Below are 18,548 nucleotides of genomic sequence, written 5' to 3'. Positions count from 1 at the left end.
AATCAGGCCGCCTGACTGCCGATCACCAGATCGAACCCGTCCATCAGCACTTCAATAAATTTTTCCCGGTCGAAATCCCCGTACATGGCCAGATGCACCGCGCCCACCCACACCGAGCCGAAACACATGGCGAGCGCCTCCGGATTTTTTTCTTTTTTCATGACGCCGATACGCTGAAGATGACCCAGTTTTTCAATGAGTCGCTGCAGGGGATCTTCGCGCAGCGTTTTCAGTTTTTCATGCACCTCTTCCATCAGCTCGGTTGACCATTCAATCTGACACGAACAGAAAAACTCAAACTTCCACGCCCGTTCATCGTGCACAAACCGTTCGGCATATTCCTTTACATGCTGACGCATTTGATCAACGGAATCCGGAAGTTCCGGGCGGCCTTCGCATAAATGCTCCTCCGCATAGATAATCATGGAAGCCAGCAGATCCGTCTTGGTTTTGAAATGCCAGTAGACCGCCCCTTTGGACAACCCGATTTCCGCCGCAATATCTACGAATGTGGTCCGTGAATACCCGTTCTCCGAAAAAACGTTGAGCGCCGCTTCCAGAATATCGATCCGGGTCTGCGCCGCGTCTTCTTTTGTCCTCCGCGCCATGCGATATCCTCATCATCAAGGCCGGCGTTTATACATACCGACAAGTAGGTAAACAAGAATTAGTCTGTAAATTTAACGAATAGGGATGAGCCTTTGATGAGCACAGTTCCACCGTCCGGATCTCAGAGTGTTTTACCGATCAGCAGATAAGCCGGCATATCAAAGCCGCGGTTGGGCCGGAACAGCCCGGCATTGGAAATATGGCGCCATCCGAGCGTTGCGCTCCATTCATCCTCCTCACCAAAACGGATGCCGACCCCCACAAAATCATTAAATGCAAAATAGCCGCCCAGCTCCATGTTCCCGAGATAGCTCTCCGTCAGGTAGGTGGGGCCTGCAGCGGCCATAACATAAAACCGGAAAGTTTCACCGTTCCAGAAATAGAACCGCAGACCGGGAACCAGGGAAAAAGCATAAACCGCATCTTTGTGCTCGTTGCTGCCCAGCCAGGTCAGGCCGGCGCCGAGATCAAACTCCACCCGATTCCAGTCTCCGGAATAAAAGATGTACCCGACATCAACAACCGCATTGTACTGATCCGGCTCGGTGAGCGTTCCACCCTGCGGCCCGGCCCCTGCACCGATATACAGTCCGCCCGCATCGGCCATCGCGCAGCACAGCAGCATGGCCCCGAATTGACCCCCCCGGCGCATCACCCGCCAGTCCGTCCTTTTTCCGTGACGATGGCGTGCACCACAGCGCTCGCGGCAATCCAGCCGACATAGACCACACCAAGTAGCGAGGAAATCAGCAGGGCCGACCACTTAAACGATACGCCCGCGTATTCCGCGAGATGGTGCGGCAGTGTTTTTCCAAACATTGGAACCATCGACCAGATGAGGCCGCCCAGAAAAAGCAAAGCCAGCAGGACAGTCAATGTGGATATCCCATACAGCAGAGAACGTTGTCTAAGGTTCATGATGCATGCACCCTCTCTCCGGCCAAACCCGGCTTTTCTGCTGTCTGCCGATAAATAAATTTTGCCCCCGCAAACTGTGCCGTATAACGACTGAAACCATACGAAGAGAGGAAGAGCAGTGTATAACCGAACAGCTCACTGCCCTCTTCCACCGCATTCTTCACCCACCGTTGCATCGGCTCAAGCTCCTGAACCTCGAAAAGGGACTCCCATACCTCCTTCATTCCGAACAGCCTCGAAAATATAAAGAGACAAAGACAGGCCGAAAGAAAAGCCCCGAACGCCGGCATATGCAGAAACTCATCGAGATGATCCTGCAGCTGCATGCGCCACCGCCCCGCCAGCCCACAGGTAATCAGACCCGTTGCAACCGCAACAGGAAACCATGCACCGTGACGGATCTGATCGAATACGCCGTCCATTTCACGAATCGTCATCACAAGAGTTCCTCCCGCCATAAGCGTGGCCATTCCACGCCATTCCTCCTTGCGCCAAGCCGTCAGCCCAAAAGCCGACGTCGTGCTGAACAGATAAACCAGTTGCATTTTTTCGGTGGCTGAGTTTTCGCTGAATTTTGACCCAGCCGCCCCCGCATCATATTGAATCGTTAAAGCTGAAATAACCACACACACCACACACAGGGTGGTACCGGCGAGAATATCGACTCTGAATCTGGATTCCGGTTTCATGTTTTTTTCTCCTATTCAAGCTCCGACAGAATACGCCCGGTTTCAATATCGAGCTGATTCAACACCAGCTGATAGGCAATATATGCTGTGGTATACGAACCCCGTGCCCGGACCAGATCGGTCTGCGCTTCGTTGAGACGGGTAATGGATTCCATTCCTGCTTTGTACGATTTTTCAACACTGTCGCGTACCTGCACCGAAAGGGCATGAATTTTTTCCGAACGCCGGAAAATCGCCTTGCTCACCTCCGCCTCGTCAATCCGCTGCTGGAGCGAGGACCGGATCGACAGACTCAACGACTCCTGCTGCTCTTCAAGTGCACGTAAATCCGCCTGCGCCTGCTTTACGACGGCTGTTTTTCGGCCGCCTGCAAAAAGATCCCACGAAGCCGTCACACCGGCAAATGAATCATAGTTTCCATGATCCCCTGCATCGGCATAACCGCTGCGATCGGCATAATTCATTTCCCCGCTCAGAAAGACTTTGGGCATCATTTCACCTTTTGCGGCGCGCGTCTGCTGAACCAGCGCAAACTGTCCGGAAGTCAGTGCCTGATAATCCGGCCGGTGGGTCAACGCATACCTGAACTCACTTTCGAGCTCCGGAATGGATCCCGTTTCATCAAAGTTGATCGGGACCGGTTGCAGGGCCTGCGGCAACCGGGCTTCCGGAAGCGCCATCAGCTCGGCCAGCATGGCACAGGCGGTATTATAGTTCAGCTCCGCACGCAACTCCGACGTTTCCGCCTGCAGGGCCCGAATCGAAAAATTATGTACGTCCGATTCCGGCAGCGCACCGGCGTCAAACCGTTTTTTTGCGTCCGCTTCAAGATTCCGATTAAACGCAAGATCGCGCTCCGCGATCGCCACATTCTCCCGGGCCAGCTGCGCCTGGCGATAGGCCACCGTGGCGGACTGAATGAGCAGACGGCGCGTTTCGGCGGCAAATTCATGCGACTGCTGCACGCCGTATTTCGCGGCCAGCGAACGGGCTTCGCGAGCGAATCCGTCAAACAGCAGCCAGTTGGCCTGCAGTCCGCCGGTGCCCTGCATAAAACTGTCACCGTAGCGCGTCTCCGGATCACTGTCCGGATGCAGACTGGCATCCACATGACCATAAGAGGCGCTCAGCGTCACCGTTGGCAGATATGCCGAACGGGCCTGTTTCTGAACCGCTTCAGCGGCGGCAATACGCTGCACGGCCTCGCGCACCGACGGATTGCCTTTCAGCACATTCTGGCGTACTTCCGCCAGACTCAATCCGTTGGTCTGAGCGGTTCCGAGCATGGGAAAAAGCAAGGCAAATAAAATCCATTTTTTCATAACAGCAACTCCTAAAGGTGTTCTGGATCAGCTTTGATTCGGTAGACAATGGTGTAAGCCACCGGGACCACGATCAGGGTCAGGAAGGTGGCGGCAAAGAGACCGCCCATAATGGTAACCGCCATGCCCGAGTAAAGTGCGTCGGACAGCAGCGGCGCCATCCCGAGAATCGTGGTTCCGGCCGCCATAATCACCGGCCGCATACGACTGACCGACGAATCGAGAACGGCCTTATACGGCTCGATACCCCGGGTCAGCTGCAGTTCAATTTCATCGATTAGAACCACCGCATTTTTGATCAGCATGCCCGACAAACCAAGGAAGCCAAGGATGGACATAAAACCGAACGGAATGCCGGTGAGCAGCAACGCCGACGCAACCCCAATAATCGAGAGCGGAACCGTCATAAAAATGATGATCGGCCGGCGCACGGAGTTGAACAGCCAGATCAGAATCACGAACATGCCGAGCAGACAGATCGGAAAGGTTTTTCCCAGCGGAGCCCGGGCTTCGCCCGATTCCTTGAATTCGCCGGCCCATTCAAACCGGTAGCCCGGCGGCAGTTCGATGCCCTCAATCTGTTCCGCAAGTTTCAGACGCAGGGTATCCGGCAAACCGTATACCGGGTTGCAGCGGGCCGTGATCGAATTGCGGCGGTCGCGGCGCATGATGTAGGGCCACTCCCATTCGGTCTCCACACCGGTCACCACCTGCCCCACCGGAATGAAGGTCTGATTGGCCGAACTCCATACCTGGACATCGTCAAAATTATCCACACCGACCCGCTCTGCATCCGGCGGACGGAACATAATGGGAATCAGTTCGTTGCCCTCGCGGTAAAGCCCCGCCGCAGTACCGTTGAAATTGAGTGCCAGCGACTGTGCCAGATCGGAACGGGTTACTCCCACACGGCGCGCCTGCGCTTCGGAATACTGCGGCCGCAGCACCTGCACCGGCTGCCGCCAGTCAAGCCGGGCATCCTTGGCCGTCTCTTCCGCCTGCATAATGGCGAGCGCCTGTTTTCCGAGGTCTTCGAGTACCGTTTTATCCGGCCCGAAGAAGCGTGTTTCCACATAGAACGCCAGCGGCGGTCCGTTGGGAATTTTGCTGCAGTAGGGTTCGGCCTGCGGGTAGTTCGCGGAGAGATAGGCATCGATCTCTTCGATCATATCCGCAATGTCATGATAGTCCTCGGTCTCAACCAGAATCATGCCATAACTCGGGTCAGCCGTCTCGTAGTTGTACGAAAGCATGAAGCGCAGCGTACCCTCGCCCGCGAAAGCGCTGGTCTGCTTCACCCCGTCCAGCGAGCGGATATATTCGTCGATTTTTTTCAGGTCTTCCGCCGTACGGTCAATGTGCGTGCCGGCCGGCATCCAGTAGTTCACGTAAAAATAGGGCGTCGGAGACCCCGGAAAAAAGGACTGCGGAACCTTCTTGAATCCCATAACGGCCGCAATCAGCAGCACCGTAGTAACCCCGAGGGTGATCGGACGGTGATGAACCGTCAGATGCAGCAGCTTCCGGTAGCGCCGGAACATCGGCTTGTCGTACGGATCTTCACCGTGCGTGTCGGGAATCTTGAGGAACCATACACAGAACAGCGGCGTAATCGTGACCGCCAGCACCCAGCTGAACAGCAGAGAAATCAGCATCACATCAAACAGCGACCGGCAGAATTCGCCGACATTACCCGGTGCAAAACCAACGGCACTGAATGCCAGAATGGAAATAAACGTGGCGCCGAGCAACGGCCACTGCGTATCGCGTACCACCTCTTTGGCGGCTTCTTCGCGGCTTTCACCGCGCTCCACCCGAATGAGAATGCCGTCGGCCACCACAATGGCGTTATCCACCAGCATACCGAGCGCGAGAATCAGGGCACCGAGCGAAATCTTCTGCAAGGTGATTTCCATGATTTCCATACCAAGCAGTGTTCCGCAGATATTGAGCAGCAGTACCGCGCCGATCAGCAGACCGCTCTGCCAGCCCATAAAGAACATCAGCAGCACAACCACAATCACCACCGCTTCCACCAGATTGAGCACAAAACCACCCACCGATTTCGTAACCATTTCGCTCTGGTAATAGATGGAATCGAGCTCCATACCCGGCGGCATGGTACGTTCCAGCTCGGCCAGTTTTTCCTTGATCGATTCCCCCATGGTAACGACATTGCCGCCGGCCACCGTAGAAACCCCCAGAGCAATGGCGGGCTTGCCGTTAAACGTCATCTTATTAAATGCCGGTTCATAATAGCCGCGCGAAACCTTTGCGATATCGCCCAGGCGCACCAGCTGGTTTCCGCCGCCGATATAAAGATCGGCAATCACCTGCTCACTGGCCAGATCGCCGGTGGGCGTAATACGGATATAATTGCCGTCAATTTCAACCTTGCCGCTCGGTTGCACCGCATTCTGCGACTGCAGCGTTCCGGCAATTATGCTCGGCGACAGTCCCAGTTCAGACAGCCGGGAACGCTCGAACTCGACATAAATCACTTCCTGCTGCAGCCCCCAGAAGGCAATCTTGGCCACATCGTCGCAGCGCAACAGTTCAGTTTTCAGATCTTCCGCGTACGCCTTGAGCTCAGCATAGGAATAATCCTCGCCGGTCAGCGCAAAGAAAACACCATAGACATCGCCGAAATCATCGTTAACCACCGAAGGCCCGGCTCCCGGCGGCAGCTCGCCCTGCATATCGCTGATTTTTTTGCGCAGCTCGTCCCAAATCTGCGGCAGCTCTGCACTCTTATAAGTGTCCTGCACATCGACATAAACAATGGATATGCCTTCCATAGAGGTTGAATAAACCTCCTTGAGCTGGCTCATCGACTGGATCGCCTCCTCGACCGGGTCGGTGACTTCCTCTTCCACTTCCGCCGGGCTGGCCCCCGGATAGGTGGTAACAACCAAAGCGGTCTTGATGGTAAAATCCGGATTTTCAAGCCGGCCGAGCTTCTGATAGGAAAGCAGGCCCGCACCGATGAGCAGGATGGTCATCACGACCATGACCGTTCGTTTTCTTAAAGCAAATGCTGCTGGATTCATGTTCTGGGTCCTCGGTCTTTCACCACGCAGGCTGAAAGGTTGCAAAGCGGCGCGTCAGCGCGCTCCGCGGAAAAATTGAATTAGTGAACGGATGCGGTTTTCAGCGCCTGGTTTTCGTGGATGAGACGGCTTCCGCTCACGACCACGTGCTCGCCTTCAGCAATCCCTTCAGCAATCACCACGCGGCGGTCGCCGCTGAGCACACCGACCTGCACCGAGCGCAGTGCCGCAGTTTCCTGCTCTTCATCGTACACCCAGACCGATGAACCACCGTCGGGGCCGGCCACCAAAGCCGAAACCGGAACGGTCAGCACCAGCGCCTGCTCTTCTGGCTTCGAGAACGCGACATTGGCCGTCATCCCCGGCAGAATTACGACCCCCTCCGGAACATTGAGTTCAAAGGTTACTGCATAGGTGCGAGTGAGCGGATCGGCCAGCGTACTCCATTCCTTGAGCCGCGCCGAAAAAGTCTGCGATCGCAACGCCGGAAAGGAAACCTCGACATAAGAATCCGTGCGGTTCAGCGGAATCCCACCCATCTCATTCTCCGGGATATTGACCACAATCTCGATCTTATCAATGGCGTGATACTGCAGCACAACAGCACCGGGACTGATCATCTCATGGTTTTCAACCCGCTGAGCCGTCACGGTGCCGTCGTACGGTGCCCGCAGCGAAGTATCCTCCAGCGCATGCCGCGCAATCTGCAGCTGCGCCTCGATATTTTTCACCGCAGCTTCCGCGGAATCATTGGCACTTTCGGCACGGTCATAATCCGCCTGCGCCACCACATTTTCTTCGAAAAGCTGCGTCACACGCCGATAATCCTGTCGTGCATTTGCAAGCCGCGCCGCCGCGCCGGCCAGCTGTGCCTCAAGCGACTGAATGCGGTCTTCGAAATCACGCGGGTCGATCTGCAGCAGCAAGTCGCCCTTTTTCACCGGTTCGCCGAGTACCACATTCACTTCCGTCAGCGGGCCGCCGACACGGAACGAGAGCGCCGTTTCTTCGGAGGCTTTCACCACCCCCGGGTAGGAATGGCCGCGGCTCAGCGGTTCCGCCTTAACTTTTTCACAGCGGACCGGACGCGGTGCATTCTCTTCGGCCAACTTCACCTCAACCGCATGTTTTTCCGCCATTTTCCGTTCTGCCGAAGCCACACCAATGAGCACCACCAAAATAAGCAGCAGGACAACACCGCCGATTCCCGTAATCAGTTTTTTATTCAGTTTCATTTCCAAACACTCCTTTACAAATCAGTCTTCCGGAAGCCCCAGCAGCAACTGCGTCTGTTTCACCAGCAAATCTTCCAGGGTCTGGAAATAGGATTCCCTGAAATCCTCGGTGCCCAGATGATCCAGCATTGCTTTGCGGTAATTTGCATGGGCAAAAATCGGCATCTTCAGCACCGTCACATGGGCAAACGCCTGTTCGTCCGTCAGCGTCGGATCAACCACCCTGAAAAAGCGAAAGAGACCATCCAGATTCGGTTCCATCACATTTCGCCGGAATATGTGATACAGTTCATCATCGCGCTGCATCAGCTGATAGATGACCTGCGAATGCCAAAGCGGGCGGTTTGAACGGAACAGATCATCCATCTCCCGTACCACGATCTGACGCACCGCTTTCGAGAGTTCTTCCGGTGTCGGATGCGCCGGAAGATCCCCAAGCACTTCAAGTTCAATATGATGACGACAAGCTTCGATAGCCCAACGGACCATCTCCTCCATCAGTCCGTCCCTGCCCCCAAAATGGTAATGGATACTGCCGATATTCTCGCCCGAAAGTTCAGCAATGGCCCGGGTCGATACATTGTCTATCCCATGCTGCGCCGCAAGTTGTCCTGCCGCACAAATCAAACGCTCTTTCGTTGATTCCGCTACTGAATAACCACTCATAACTGCCCTTTGATTAATTTAATCGTGCGACCTAATTTAGTCGGGCGATTAATTTAGTCAATCGATTAAATTCGATTTTTACTCATTTGACTAAATCAGGGGGAAATGAAGCTCATACTCTGTTTGATTATTTCTCGGTATAAACCTCGCAGTCCAGAATCTCCGAAGGTTCACCACGGCGGACCCAGAGGAACACGGCGGAAGGATTCTGCGTTCTCCGAGCCCTCCAGCGGAACGGGTGATAAATATATACCCGTATGTTTCAGCAAGTGGTATCAGATCGTTAAAGAAGAGAGAATAGCGCTCAGCCTAATGCTTCAGCGGTGGCTTCCCACTCGGCTTCCAGAGATTGGATTTCGCCTTGGATTTCCGCCAGACGGGCGTTTATAGAGGCAAAGTCGGCATCGCGCCGTGCCATCATTTCATCGGTCAGCGCCGTCTGCTCCGCCGTGAGTTTTTCGATCTTTCGCTCGATCTTACTCAGCGCCTTTTCCGCCTCGCGCTGTGCGGCGCGGGCCTTGCGGGCATCTTTGCCTTTAACCGCCGGCTTCGACGAGGTCCCGGCCGGTGAAGACACCGTCCCGCCTGCTGCGGGCGGCGAAACGTTTGCCGCACGCTGCTCCACCTTCTCCTGATAATAATCATAATTACCCGGAAAACGGGAAACGCCGGAATCATCAATCGCAATAATCTGTTCAGCAATATTGCGCACAAAGGTCACGTCATGCGAAACGACACACAACGCACCCTTATAATTTTTCAGCGCCTGCTCCAGCGCTTCACGCCCCTGCACATCGAGATGCGTTGTCGGCTCATCGAGCAGCAGAAAATTCGGCGGATCAATAAAGAGCCGCGCAAAGGCCAGACGGATTTTTTCGCCGCCGCTGAGCACCGAAACCTTTTTATCAATCGTATCCCCGCTGAATCCGAATCCACCGAGCAGATTCCGCACCTCGGATTCCATCGCCACCGGATGCTCATCTTTCACAATGTGATACACCGATTTTTCCGGATTCATGGTTTCGGCAAAATCCTGCGATTGATAGCCGACCACCACTTTATGGCCCAGCACCCGCTTCCCCTCCGATAAATCCAGCGCATCGGCCAGCGTCCGCAACAGCGTCGTTTTGCCCATTCCGTTATAACCGACCAGCGCAATTTTTTCGCCGCGGTTGATATTCAGATCCAGCGATTGGAAAATCCAGCGCCGGCCGTCATAGGAAAACCCGCCCTTTTCCAGGCGGATAATTTCGTGCCCTGAATGCGGCGGATCCGCCAGACGGATTTTCGAGGTATTGGCCACCGTCGCCGGCGCCTCAATCCGTTCCATTTTCTCCAGCTGTTTAATCCGGCTCTGCACCTGTGCCGCCTTGGACGACTTGGCGCGAAACCGTTTGATGAAACTTTCCATCTGCTCAATCTCGCGATCCTGGTTTTCCTTGGCCGCAAGCTGATGTCGGATTCGATCTTCCCGCTCCGTCAGATAATAATCATAACCGCCCTGATACCGCGTGGCCTGACCGCCCGCAATTTCCAGCGTCACCGTCGCCAGCGAACGCAGCAGATAGCGGTCGTGCGAAATCAGCAGCATCGTACCTTCATACCCGCGCAGAAATTTCTGCAGCCACTCCACCGCCGGCAGATCGAGAAAGTTCGACGGTTCGTCGAGCATCAGCAGGTCCGGATTGGCAATCAAAGTACGTGCCAGCTCGGCCCGCATCTGCCAGCCGCCCGAAAACGACGTAAACGGTTTTTCGAATTCATCCACATGAAAACCCAGTCCGCTCAGCGCCGCCTCGGCCCGGGCCCGCATTTCATAACCGCCCAGATGCTCATAGGTATGCTGAAGTTCGCCGACCTGCTTTAACGCGCGCTCTTTTTCCAACCCCTGGAAATGCTGCAGCTGTTCTTCCAAGGTCTGGATTTTTTCGGGAATGGTTTTCAGCTCCGGAATCGAGTCTTCCGTATAATCGATCAGACTCAGTTCAACTTCATGCGGATTCAGCTGCTGCTTGAGATGGCCGATCCGGCAATGCTTCGGCAGTACAATATCGCCGGCATCCGCTTCGATCTCATGATTGATCAGGCTGAAGATGGTCGATTTGCCCGCCCCGTTCGGGCCGACAATGCCGATCCGCTCCCCGGCATTAATCCGGAACGTCACGTTTTTCAGCACATCCTGCGTACCGAACTGTTTACTCACCTGTATAAAATCGATCATATAAAAATTCCAAAGGCTGAAAAACCTACAGGCTTCCGCCTGCAACTTCCAGCCATTGGAACTTTTTTCAGAACGCAAACCGCAGCTCACCCCAGAGATATTGGGCATTGAAGCTCTTGCGCAGCTCAGCTTCATAACCGAGACCCGCGCTGAACCGGTCCGCTCCCATGAAATAGAAGCCTGTGCCAATCAACAGTCCATCGTTGTCCGGCTCCGGGCCTTCAATCGAGAACGGCGCATTCGGAGCGCCTTCAAAAGCTGCGGTCAGCGATTGATCGCCGATATCGAAATCGTGCAACCAGGACAGCTTCAGGAACGGCTTCCACTCGCGCTCCCCGGATAGAATCGTGAGCATCGCCCGTGCGCCCAATTCGGACAGCAGCGCATCGCTACTACGCGAATTAACCATCAGGTTGGCTCCGGGTGCACCGGTTTCGGAGAATCCGTCCTCATCAAGATGGAACCAGTACAGCGATACCAAAGGTGAAAACGTCCATTTTTCCCGGTCGATATCATAACGAACCTTGCCCGCAAGCGAAAACAGATCGCCGTCATGCTCGCTTCTCGCAACCTCGTTCATGGTGCCAACCGTCACATTACGGTCGCTGTCAAACCGCTGATTTCCATAGCCGAGTATCCCTTCGAAATACCACGCATCCGCCTGCCGTGCACCATAGACCGTTCCGCCGATCGACCGGATCGTTGAATCGCCTCCATCGTTATCGAGGTCAACGCCGGTATTTGCATAGCCGATGCTTACACCGAGAATGGTTTTACTCTCGAAGATCCGATCGTATCCGAGTTCAAAGCCGCCGGTAGTGAACTCATAACCGGAATAGCCATCTTTCTCCGACTGATCGCCCAGCACGCCGATGGCCCCCATCCAGAACCCGGTCGGCCGTCCATCAGCCGTTCGCAGATCACCAATATCCGGCCCGTTCACGCCGGTTGGTTGCGCGCCGGGTCCGCGGCTCACACGGCTCATGCGGCTGCGCACTCCGCCCGAAGCCTGTCTTGCAGAAGAGATCGCGGCTTGCGATGACGATCCGTGCGCCGCAGGACTCAGACTTTCGAAGGCCCTTTGGTATTGCGCGGAATCCGCTTTCTGGAATGCGGCCATAACATCCAGCAAGTCACCCGGTGCGGTTGGAATCAGCGCATCGAGGAGCCGGCCCATTCTTTTTTCGAGGGGGTTCTTTGCCACCGATTTAAAACGATCTACCGTGGAGGTAACCCTGATGCGGTCTGACTCCTGTTCCAATCCGAAAAACAATAACGGTTTGGCCGGAGGCAGGTTTGTGTGGCTGAATGTATCCACAAGATCATTCGATGAAATGAGCACATCGAACATCATGCCATTCGTAAATACCCCTCCCCCATTAACGATCCAAATGGTTCCATCCAGCGTAGCGGTTCCATCCACCACCAGTTGGTCGCTTCCTGCACTTCCATTTACATCGAAGCGCAGTACGCCGGAAGTCGTTTGCATATAGTCGCCCGTCAGCAAGGTGGTCACGCCGGCAGGGGATAGGGTGCCCGCATTGACCAATAAGTTGCCGGCACCAAGGTTTATAACAGAACCTGAATTGAACGTGCCCGATTCCCTGTTATAAAAATTATTCTTCCCGCCGCCGAGATCCACCGAACCGATGATTTCACCTGCATTGAAAATCGATTCATCAAATGCCTCACCCTTTACTGCAGTACCCGTTGCCCCGTTCATCGTGTAGATCACGCCATAATTTGCCAGCGTATTAGACAAGCCTCCCGATATATGCACTCCAGTGCCGGTTCCGTAGCCGCCCTGAACCACACCGTCGGATATGCTTATTGTGATATTCGTTCCGCCATTAACACCCGTGCTTTGGGCAAATACACCGTTTGCATTGGTTCCGAATGCCATCGCACTGCCCATCAATTCAATCTGAACGATTTCTCCTTGGCCCTTCGCCTTGCCGTTTTCATTCGTGCCACCGACACTCTGTACAAAGATCGCATCGGATGCTTCTCCATAGGTGATGACATCACCAGAGTTCATGACTCGGACATATCCACTGTCACCATAGCCACCGACGCTTCCACTGAAAAAATCGGTTATATATGAGATTCCGTCAGCCAATAGTGATTTTCCGCCGGCGAGCCCCCCGCCCCCACCGACGCTTTGTGCAAAGATACCAAAGGAACGAATCCCATGAGTTTCAATATGGCCCAAGTTGGTAATCGTCACGTTACCGCCGTTTCCTCCGCACCCGCCGTCTCGAGCCCAGTCCAGTCCCAGCCCGACATCGAGACCTCCGACCAGCCACATATCGTCATCAATAACACGGCTCACATTTCCGGCGATTCCGCCACCTCCGCCCACACTCTGGGCGAAAATACCATGGGATTCGTCATCTCCCGTGTGAATATCTCCGCTATTGAAAACATCCACGCGATCCCCGTCTCCTGCAGACCCGCCTGCTCCTCCGATGCCTACTTTACCTAAAGCACCGGCCTCTGCACTTCCACCGGATCCGGTTGATTCCACCTTATAAAAATCCTGAGCGATACCACCCCCACCTCCAACACTTTGTGCCAGGATGGCGGGCGAAGCATAATTGCTGGTGACCAGATCACCCGAATTCCAAACATTGACCGCACCCGCATTCCCGCTGCTACCGCCATTGCCCCCGACTACAAATGACAAGTTTTGCCAGTAAGGCGTCGTGTCCAGAATGAATTTAGCAGCATCCAGTATGGGGCCCAGGCTTCTTATGCCATTTCCTCCATCCCCGCCACCCCCGCCGATGCTCTGGGCAAAGATGGCTCGGGACTTTATACCTTCTGTCTGAACAGATTCACGGTTTGTGACGGCTACAACCCCTCCATGGCTGCCGCTGCCTCCATCCCCGCCAACCATCCAGTCGCCTTTCAAAATAGATGTGGGTGATCCGACTGGACTTATGCTCTGCCATCCCAGATTCAGCGAGATAGCCTGAGCATCTCCTCCGTTACCGCCCCCCCCGCCAATGCTCTGAGCAAGAATACCGTCCGACATATCCCCCAAGGTGAGGATATTCCCATTGTTATCTACGGAAACGGATCCTCCATAGTTTCCTTCACCCCCTTCTCCTCCGAGTGAACGGGTTAACAACAACTGTTTGCCTGCGGCGGTAAAGTTGAGCCCCAAGGATAAAGCGAGGCTCGAACCCCCATTGCCTCCCCCACCTCCAATACTCTGGGCAAAAATTCCCTGTGAATCATCTCCTCGCGTTGTCATTTCTCCGTCATTCATCACATTTACCCTGCCTCCAATACCTCCTTCACCACCTTGACCTCCTACGGCAGAGGATATGCCAAGGTTAAATGCTTTGTCGGTAATGGGTACAGTAAGACCGAAGGAATAGGCGGAACCACCGTTACCGCCTCCTCCTCCAATACTTTGAGCCATAATTGCCGGCGAATTGATCCCGGACGTTTCAATGCATCCGGCGTTCAGAAGCATCACATCCCCCGCAGAGTTCCCGGTTCCGCCCTTTCCCCCGAAAGCAGTTGATAATCCTATGGACTTACCCCCTCCGGAAATTGTTCCTGAAAAGGCCATTCCGCCGTTTCCACCACCACCACCGATGCTCTGGGCAAAAATACCGGCCGATCCCATCGGCGATTCAACTTCGTCCGGGCCAAGGTTGGAGCTGAAGTTGGAAACTTCGCCCTTCTTGCTGGATCGGGTGATGATCTCTCCGCTGTTTGTAACGTATACGTTTCCGCCAAAACCGCCAGGCCCGCCAAGCCCGCCAATCGAAACTGCCACAGCCCCATTAACCGCGCCACTGCCGGCAATACTGGTTCCTCCGTCTCCACCTCCGCCACCAACGCTTTGGGCCAGAATCCCATAGGAATGAGTCCCATCCGTAATAACCGATCCAGAAGAATTGACGGTTACTGTTCCCGCATCGCCTCCTTTTTCTCCGGCACCTCCCATGCTCCATGAACCCGCGACCTTATCGCTCACGCTTGCGGCAATGCTTTGACCTCCTGATCCTCCGCCCCCCCCGCCGCTCTGCGCAATAATGGCATGGGCATTATTACCATACGTCATAACTGAAGCTGCATTATCTACATTTACAGCCCCGCCATCTCCACCCTCTCCGCCTCGACCTCCAATAGCTACCGCCAGAGATCCTCCGTTCCCGGCAGAAACCGATGTTGCATATCCGCCTTGTCCGCCGCCGCCTCCGACACTTTGGGCAAAAATTCCAAAAGAACCTTCGCCCGTCGTTGAAATAACGCCATCCAGAATATTCTGGATATCTACGGTGGAGGCATCCCCGCCTTTTCCACCTGTACCGCCAATCGCCAAACTCCCCCACCACCCCACTGCGGCACTTCCTCCGCCAGTACCGCCGCCTCCGCCTATGCTCTGGGCAAAAACAGCTTCGGAATTGTTTCCAGCTGTAGCAATACGACCAAAGTTGGTAACAGATACGGTTCCACCATCGCCCCCTGCACCTCCTGTACCTCCCAGATTGGAAAACAGTGAGAAGGAATCAGTAACATTGCCTCCCCCTCCCCCGACACTCTGGGCGAAAATACCCCGGGAATTATGGTTGGTCGTCTGGAGCACCCCGCCATTTGATATGGCAATCCTCCCGCCATTGCCTCCCTGTGGAGCATCTTGATGAATCGTAATTGCACCCCAAAAAAACTCGAACTCCTCCGCGATTCCGGAACCGCCCCCCCCCCCAATACTTTGAGCAAAAAGGGCATGGGATCCGGTACCATAGGTCAGAATCTTTCCATAGTTTTCAATGTTAACATTTCCTCCACCGCCGGCACTTCCTCCAGACCCTGAAAAAGCCGGCAAAGAAATCAGAATAATTTCATCCGGTTCCTCAGGTGCATTACCTCCAAAACCACCAATGCTTTGCGCGAAGATTCCATGTGAATCCTTCCCCTGAGTCTCAATCTCACCCTTGAAAAAAACTGCGACGTTGGCTCCGTCGCCCGAGCCGCCCCCGGCTCCATCATCAGCAAACAGATCCCATCCCCCCGCTCCCGCCGTGCCGCCGGAACCCCCAAAGCTATTAGCGCTGATTCCTGCCGAATTTGTGCCCCGGGTTGAGATGAGCCAGTTGCCATCAACTAAAACAGCATCCGCATCCCCGCCGGCGGCCCCGTTGCCACCGTCCGCCCAGTCTTTCCCATCCCCCCCGTCGCCGCCACGGCCCGCCCGGCTCACAGCTATAAGGCCTTTAGAGTTGTGACCCGAGGTCGCAACGCGTCCGCTCCCCGTAATCGTGACCATTCCACTATCACCACCTACGCGGCCTTTTCCTCCAACGTCTTTATTATCGTATGTCGTCCCTCCATTACCACCGTTTCCCGCCTCGCTCAATGCAAGCAACCCATAGGCTCCCTCTCCCGAGGTGGCGATGGAAATTTTTCCTGAAACACTTACATTACCGCTATTGCCTCCAAGGCCGCCATCTGCCCCCTTGCCATCATCCAGCCAATCTTTATCACTCCCTCCTCCATCACCCCCCTGGCCTCCCAGACTGCTTGCGGAAATGCCATGTGATGCAACGGCCCATGTTGTGACATTCCAATTCCCGTTCATTCGAACTTCTGCTCCAGCACCTCCGGAACCGCCTGTTCCGCCATTACCCGATTGAAAGCCACCGGCACCCTTCGCTCCCGCACCCCCTTTGCTTTTCGCAAGGATACCGGCACCATTAGTTCCCTCGGTTTCCAGATATCCAAACCCTGTTAAATCAATTGAACCGGCATTACCCCCGCTCCCTCCATCACCCGAATGATATCCCACATCCTTTCCGTTGCTATGCCCACTCCCTCCGGCTCCTCCTATGCTCTCGGCAAGTATGCAAGTAGAGTTAGATCCAGCTGTCGCAATATGGCAGTTACTGGTCATCACTACGTTACCTGCACTACCTCCATGGCCTCCATCTCCGCCATGGGCATTCCCATGGCCTTCACCGCCACGTCCGCCCAGTCCGCCGGAACTCAATGCATAAATACCATAGGCCCCATTACCCGCAGTTTCGATACTGCCGGAACCGCTGAAAAAAGAAGAACCGCCCTGTCCTCCGTTTCCGCCTCGGCCGCCAGAGTCTTCATATGCTTCTCCGGCATTTCCTCCACGACCACCAACGCTCTTCACTAAAACACCGAAAGCACCATCGCCCTGGGTTCTTATTTCAGTATTTCCTGAAACCGCTGCATCCCCCGCATTGGCACCAGTACCTCCAGAACCCCCATTGCCATCATCTGCCGAATCGGACTTACCATTCCCTCCGTCATTTCCATCGCCGCCCAAACTGCCAGCTGATATTCCATGCGAACCGGATGAAACTGTATCAATGGTCCAACTTCCGTTTACGGTGACCGTGCCACCGGCACCTCCCGCACCCCCTCTTCCTCCATCACCGGATTGAAATCCAGCACTTCCCCTTCCTCCCGAGCCCCCTGCGCTAAGCGCATTGATACCGCTTGAGTGGGTTCCTCTTGTTTCAATAGTGCCACTGCCGGTTACCCAAACAGATCCGGCGTTCCCTCCGGTTCCGCCGCGACCAGCGTGATACCCAACATCACTTCCATTGGATTCACCGCGACCTCCAGCCCCTCCTGAGCTTATAGCCATAATACCGCTGGAACCGGCACCGGATGTGGCAATATTCCATGTGCTGGTAACTACCACGGAACCCGCATGACCGCCATATCCGCCATTCCCGCCATCGGCATTCCCATGACCCTGTTCACCTTTCCCTCCTTGGCCGCCGGCACTGCGTGCGTAGATTCCACTTGCACCATCACCTGAGGTCTCTATGAGGCCACCCCCAATAATTGAAACCATGCCGCCCACACCCCCGGTTCCGCCTTTACCTCCAGCGTCTTCATATCCATGCCCGCCGCTTCCACCATCCCCCCCCTGACTCAGGCCCATGATTCCATGAGAAATGCTCCCTGATGTTGCAACGGCAATCTGTCCGGTAATGATGACAGAACCTCCATTCCCGCCGGTGCCGCCGTTGCCGCCCGCGCCATCATCCAAGAACCCCTCACCTCCATTACCTCCTTTGCCACCTCGACCCCCTGTACTCATGCCCAGAACTCCGAGAGAATTCGTTCCGGCAGTTTGAATCGCTCCTATGATGAATGCAGACACCTTGTCAGCGCTACCACCCGTGCCGCCTGAGACTCCATCATTTCCTCCAGACGCAGTTCCCCGATCCGTTCCCTGAGGAGCACCGCTGTCCGCCATGATGCCCATGGCTGAATTTCCCTCGGTGCGGATAATATAGTCGTTGCTGTGATACATCATCGACAACGCAACAGACTCCTTGTTGTCGTCTAGTATAATGCCCGTCGTACCGTTAGACGGAGTGATATCGGCGGTCAGGTTGCTGACAACAATGGATGGAACGGCTGTCGATGCGGTCCAGACCATGCCACAGGACTGGTTCCCTTCGAAATAAGCTATACCGTTGGTGATGATCGGTTCGTCCGGAACCGCCTGAAGGACTGGAATAAACACGAGTGGAAGAACCGCAGTTAATACAAATAAACGGATTGCCGGATGTGCGTCATGTGCTTTCATTTCTCTTCTCCCGAAATGGCGCAGGCACGGCAGACTCAGCGCGTCATGCGCCGGTTAAGCTGCATAATAAATTCTCCCCAAGGCGGTATGTAATAGAGGACTGAGAAATCCAGCCCCGGAAAAGCGGAAGCCGATCGGCTTGCGGATTTGCAGTCTCTGGAATAGAGGGCACTGCTCATAAATCCTCCCGTGCTGATTAAGAACTTAAACCTGTTTTGCTGAACAGATCTCCTATCAGCAT

The 18,548-nt window shown here is 54.9% G+C and carries 10 protein-coding genes; all 10 read right to left on the bottom strand.

Going from position 1 to position 18,548, the window contains the following annotated elements; all coding sequences use genetic code 11:
* Positions 1 to 2: 2 nt before the first annotated feature.
* On the bottom strand, positions 3 to 608 hold the full coding sequence (locus tag P9H32_RS09215; protein WP_322608606.1) for a TetR/AcrR family transcriptional regulator: 606 nt from the start codon (positions 606 to 608) through the stop codon (positions 3 to 5).
* A 122-nt stretch (positions 609 to 730) separates the two neighbouring features.
* A complete protein-coding gene (locus P9H32_RS09210) occupies positions 731 to 1,261 on the bottom strand; it encodes an acyloxyacyl hydrolase (RefSeq protein ID WP_322609310.1) in 531 nt (176 codons plus the stop codon).
* Positions 1,261 to 1,527 carry a hypothetical protein gene (locus P9H32_RS09205; RefSeq protein ID WP_322608605.1) on the bottom strand — a complete coding sequence of 89 codons (267 nt, stop codon included), beginning with the start codon at positions 1,525 to 1,527 and terminating at the stop codon, positions 1,261 to 1,263. Before P9H32_RS09205 ends, P9H32_RS09210 begins: the two co-directional genes overlap by 1 nt.
* Positions 1,524 to 2,216: a hypothetical protein gene (locus P9H32_RS09200; protein ID WP_322608604.1), complete on the bottom strand. Its 693-nt coding sequence runs from the start codon at positions 2,214 to 2,216 to the stop codon at positions 1,524 to 1,526. The genes P9H32_RS09205 and P9H32_RS09200 overlap by 4 nt, the downstream gene beginning before the upstream one ends.
* Before the next feature lie 11 nt (positions 2,217 to 2,227).
* Positions 2,228 to 3,538: a TolC family protein gene (locus P9H32_RS09195; RefSeq protein WP_322608603.1), complete on the bottom strand. Its 1,311-nt coding sequence runs from the start codon at positions 3,536 to 3,538 to the stop codon at positions 2,228 to 2,230.
* A gap of 11 nt (positions 3,539 to 3,549) precedes the next feature.
* Positions 3,550 to 6,588 carry an efflux RND transporter permease subunit gene (locus P9H32_RS09190; RefSeq protein WP_322608602.1) on the bottom strand — a complete coding sequence of 1,013 codons (3,039 nt, stop codon included), beginning with the start codon at positions 6,586 to 6,588 and terminating at the stop codon, positions 3,550 to 3,552.
* A gap of 80 nt (positions 6,589 to 6,668) precedes the next feature.
* A complete protein-coding gene (locus P9H32_RS09185; RefSeq protein WP_322608601.1) occupies positions 6,669 to 7,823 on the bottom strand; it encodes an efflux RND transporter periplasmic adaptor subunit in 1,155 nt (384 codons plus the stop codon).
* Positions 7,824 to 7,844: 21 nt separating this feature from the next.
* Positions 7,845 to 8,489: a TetR/AcrR family transcriptional regulator gene (locus tag P9H32_RS09180; protein ID WP_322608600.1), complete on the bottom strand. Its 645-nt coding sequence runs from the start codon at positions 8,487 to 8,489 to the stop codon at positions 7,845 to 7,847.
* 304 nt (positions 8,490 to 8,793) lie between these two features.
* The gene (gene abc-f / locus P9H32_RS09175) at positions 8,794 to 10,710 is read right to left on the bottom strand and encodes a ribosomal protection-like ABC-F family protein (protein ID WP_322608599.1); all 1,917 of its coding nucleotides are present in this window, start codon (positions 10,708 to 10,710) and stop codon (positions 8,794 to 8,796) included.
* Between the two features lie 67 nt (positions 10,711 to 10,777).
* Complete coding sequence (locus P9H32_RS09170) at positions 10,778 to 18,307, bottom strand: hypothetical protein (protein ID WP_322608598.1); 7,530 nt, start codon at positions 18,305 to 18,307, stop codon at positions 10,778 to 10,780.
* Positions 18,308 to 18,548: the final 241 nt, after the last annotated feature.

It is taken from the genome of Pontiella agarivorans (assembly GCF_034531395.1).
In the GTDB taxonomy this organism is placed as follows: Bacteria; Verrucomicrobiota; Kiritimatiellia; order Kiritimatiellales; family Pontiellaceae; genus Pontiella; species Pontiella agarivorans.
The sequence above is the reverse complement of the archived record's forward strand: the minus strand, read 5'-3'. Positions and strand labels throughout refer to the sequence as shown.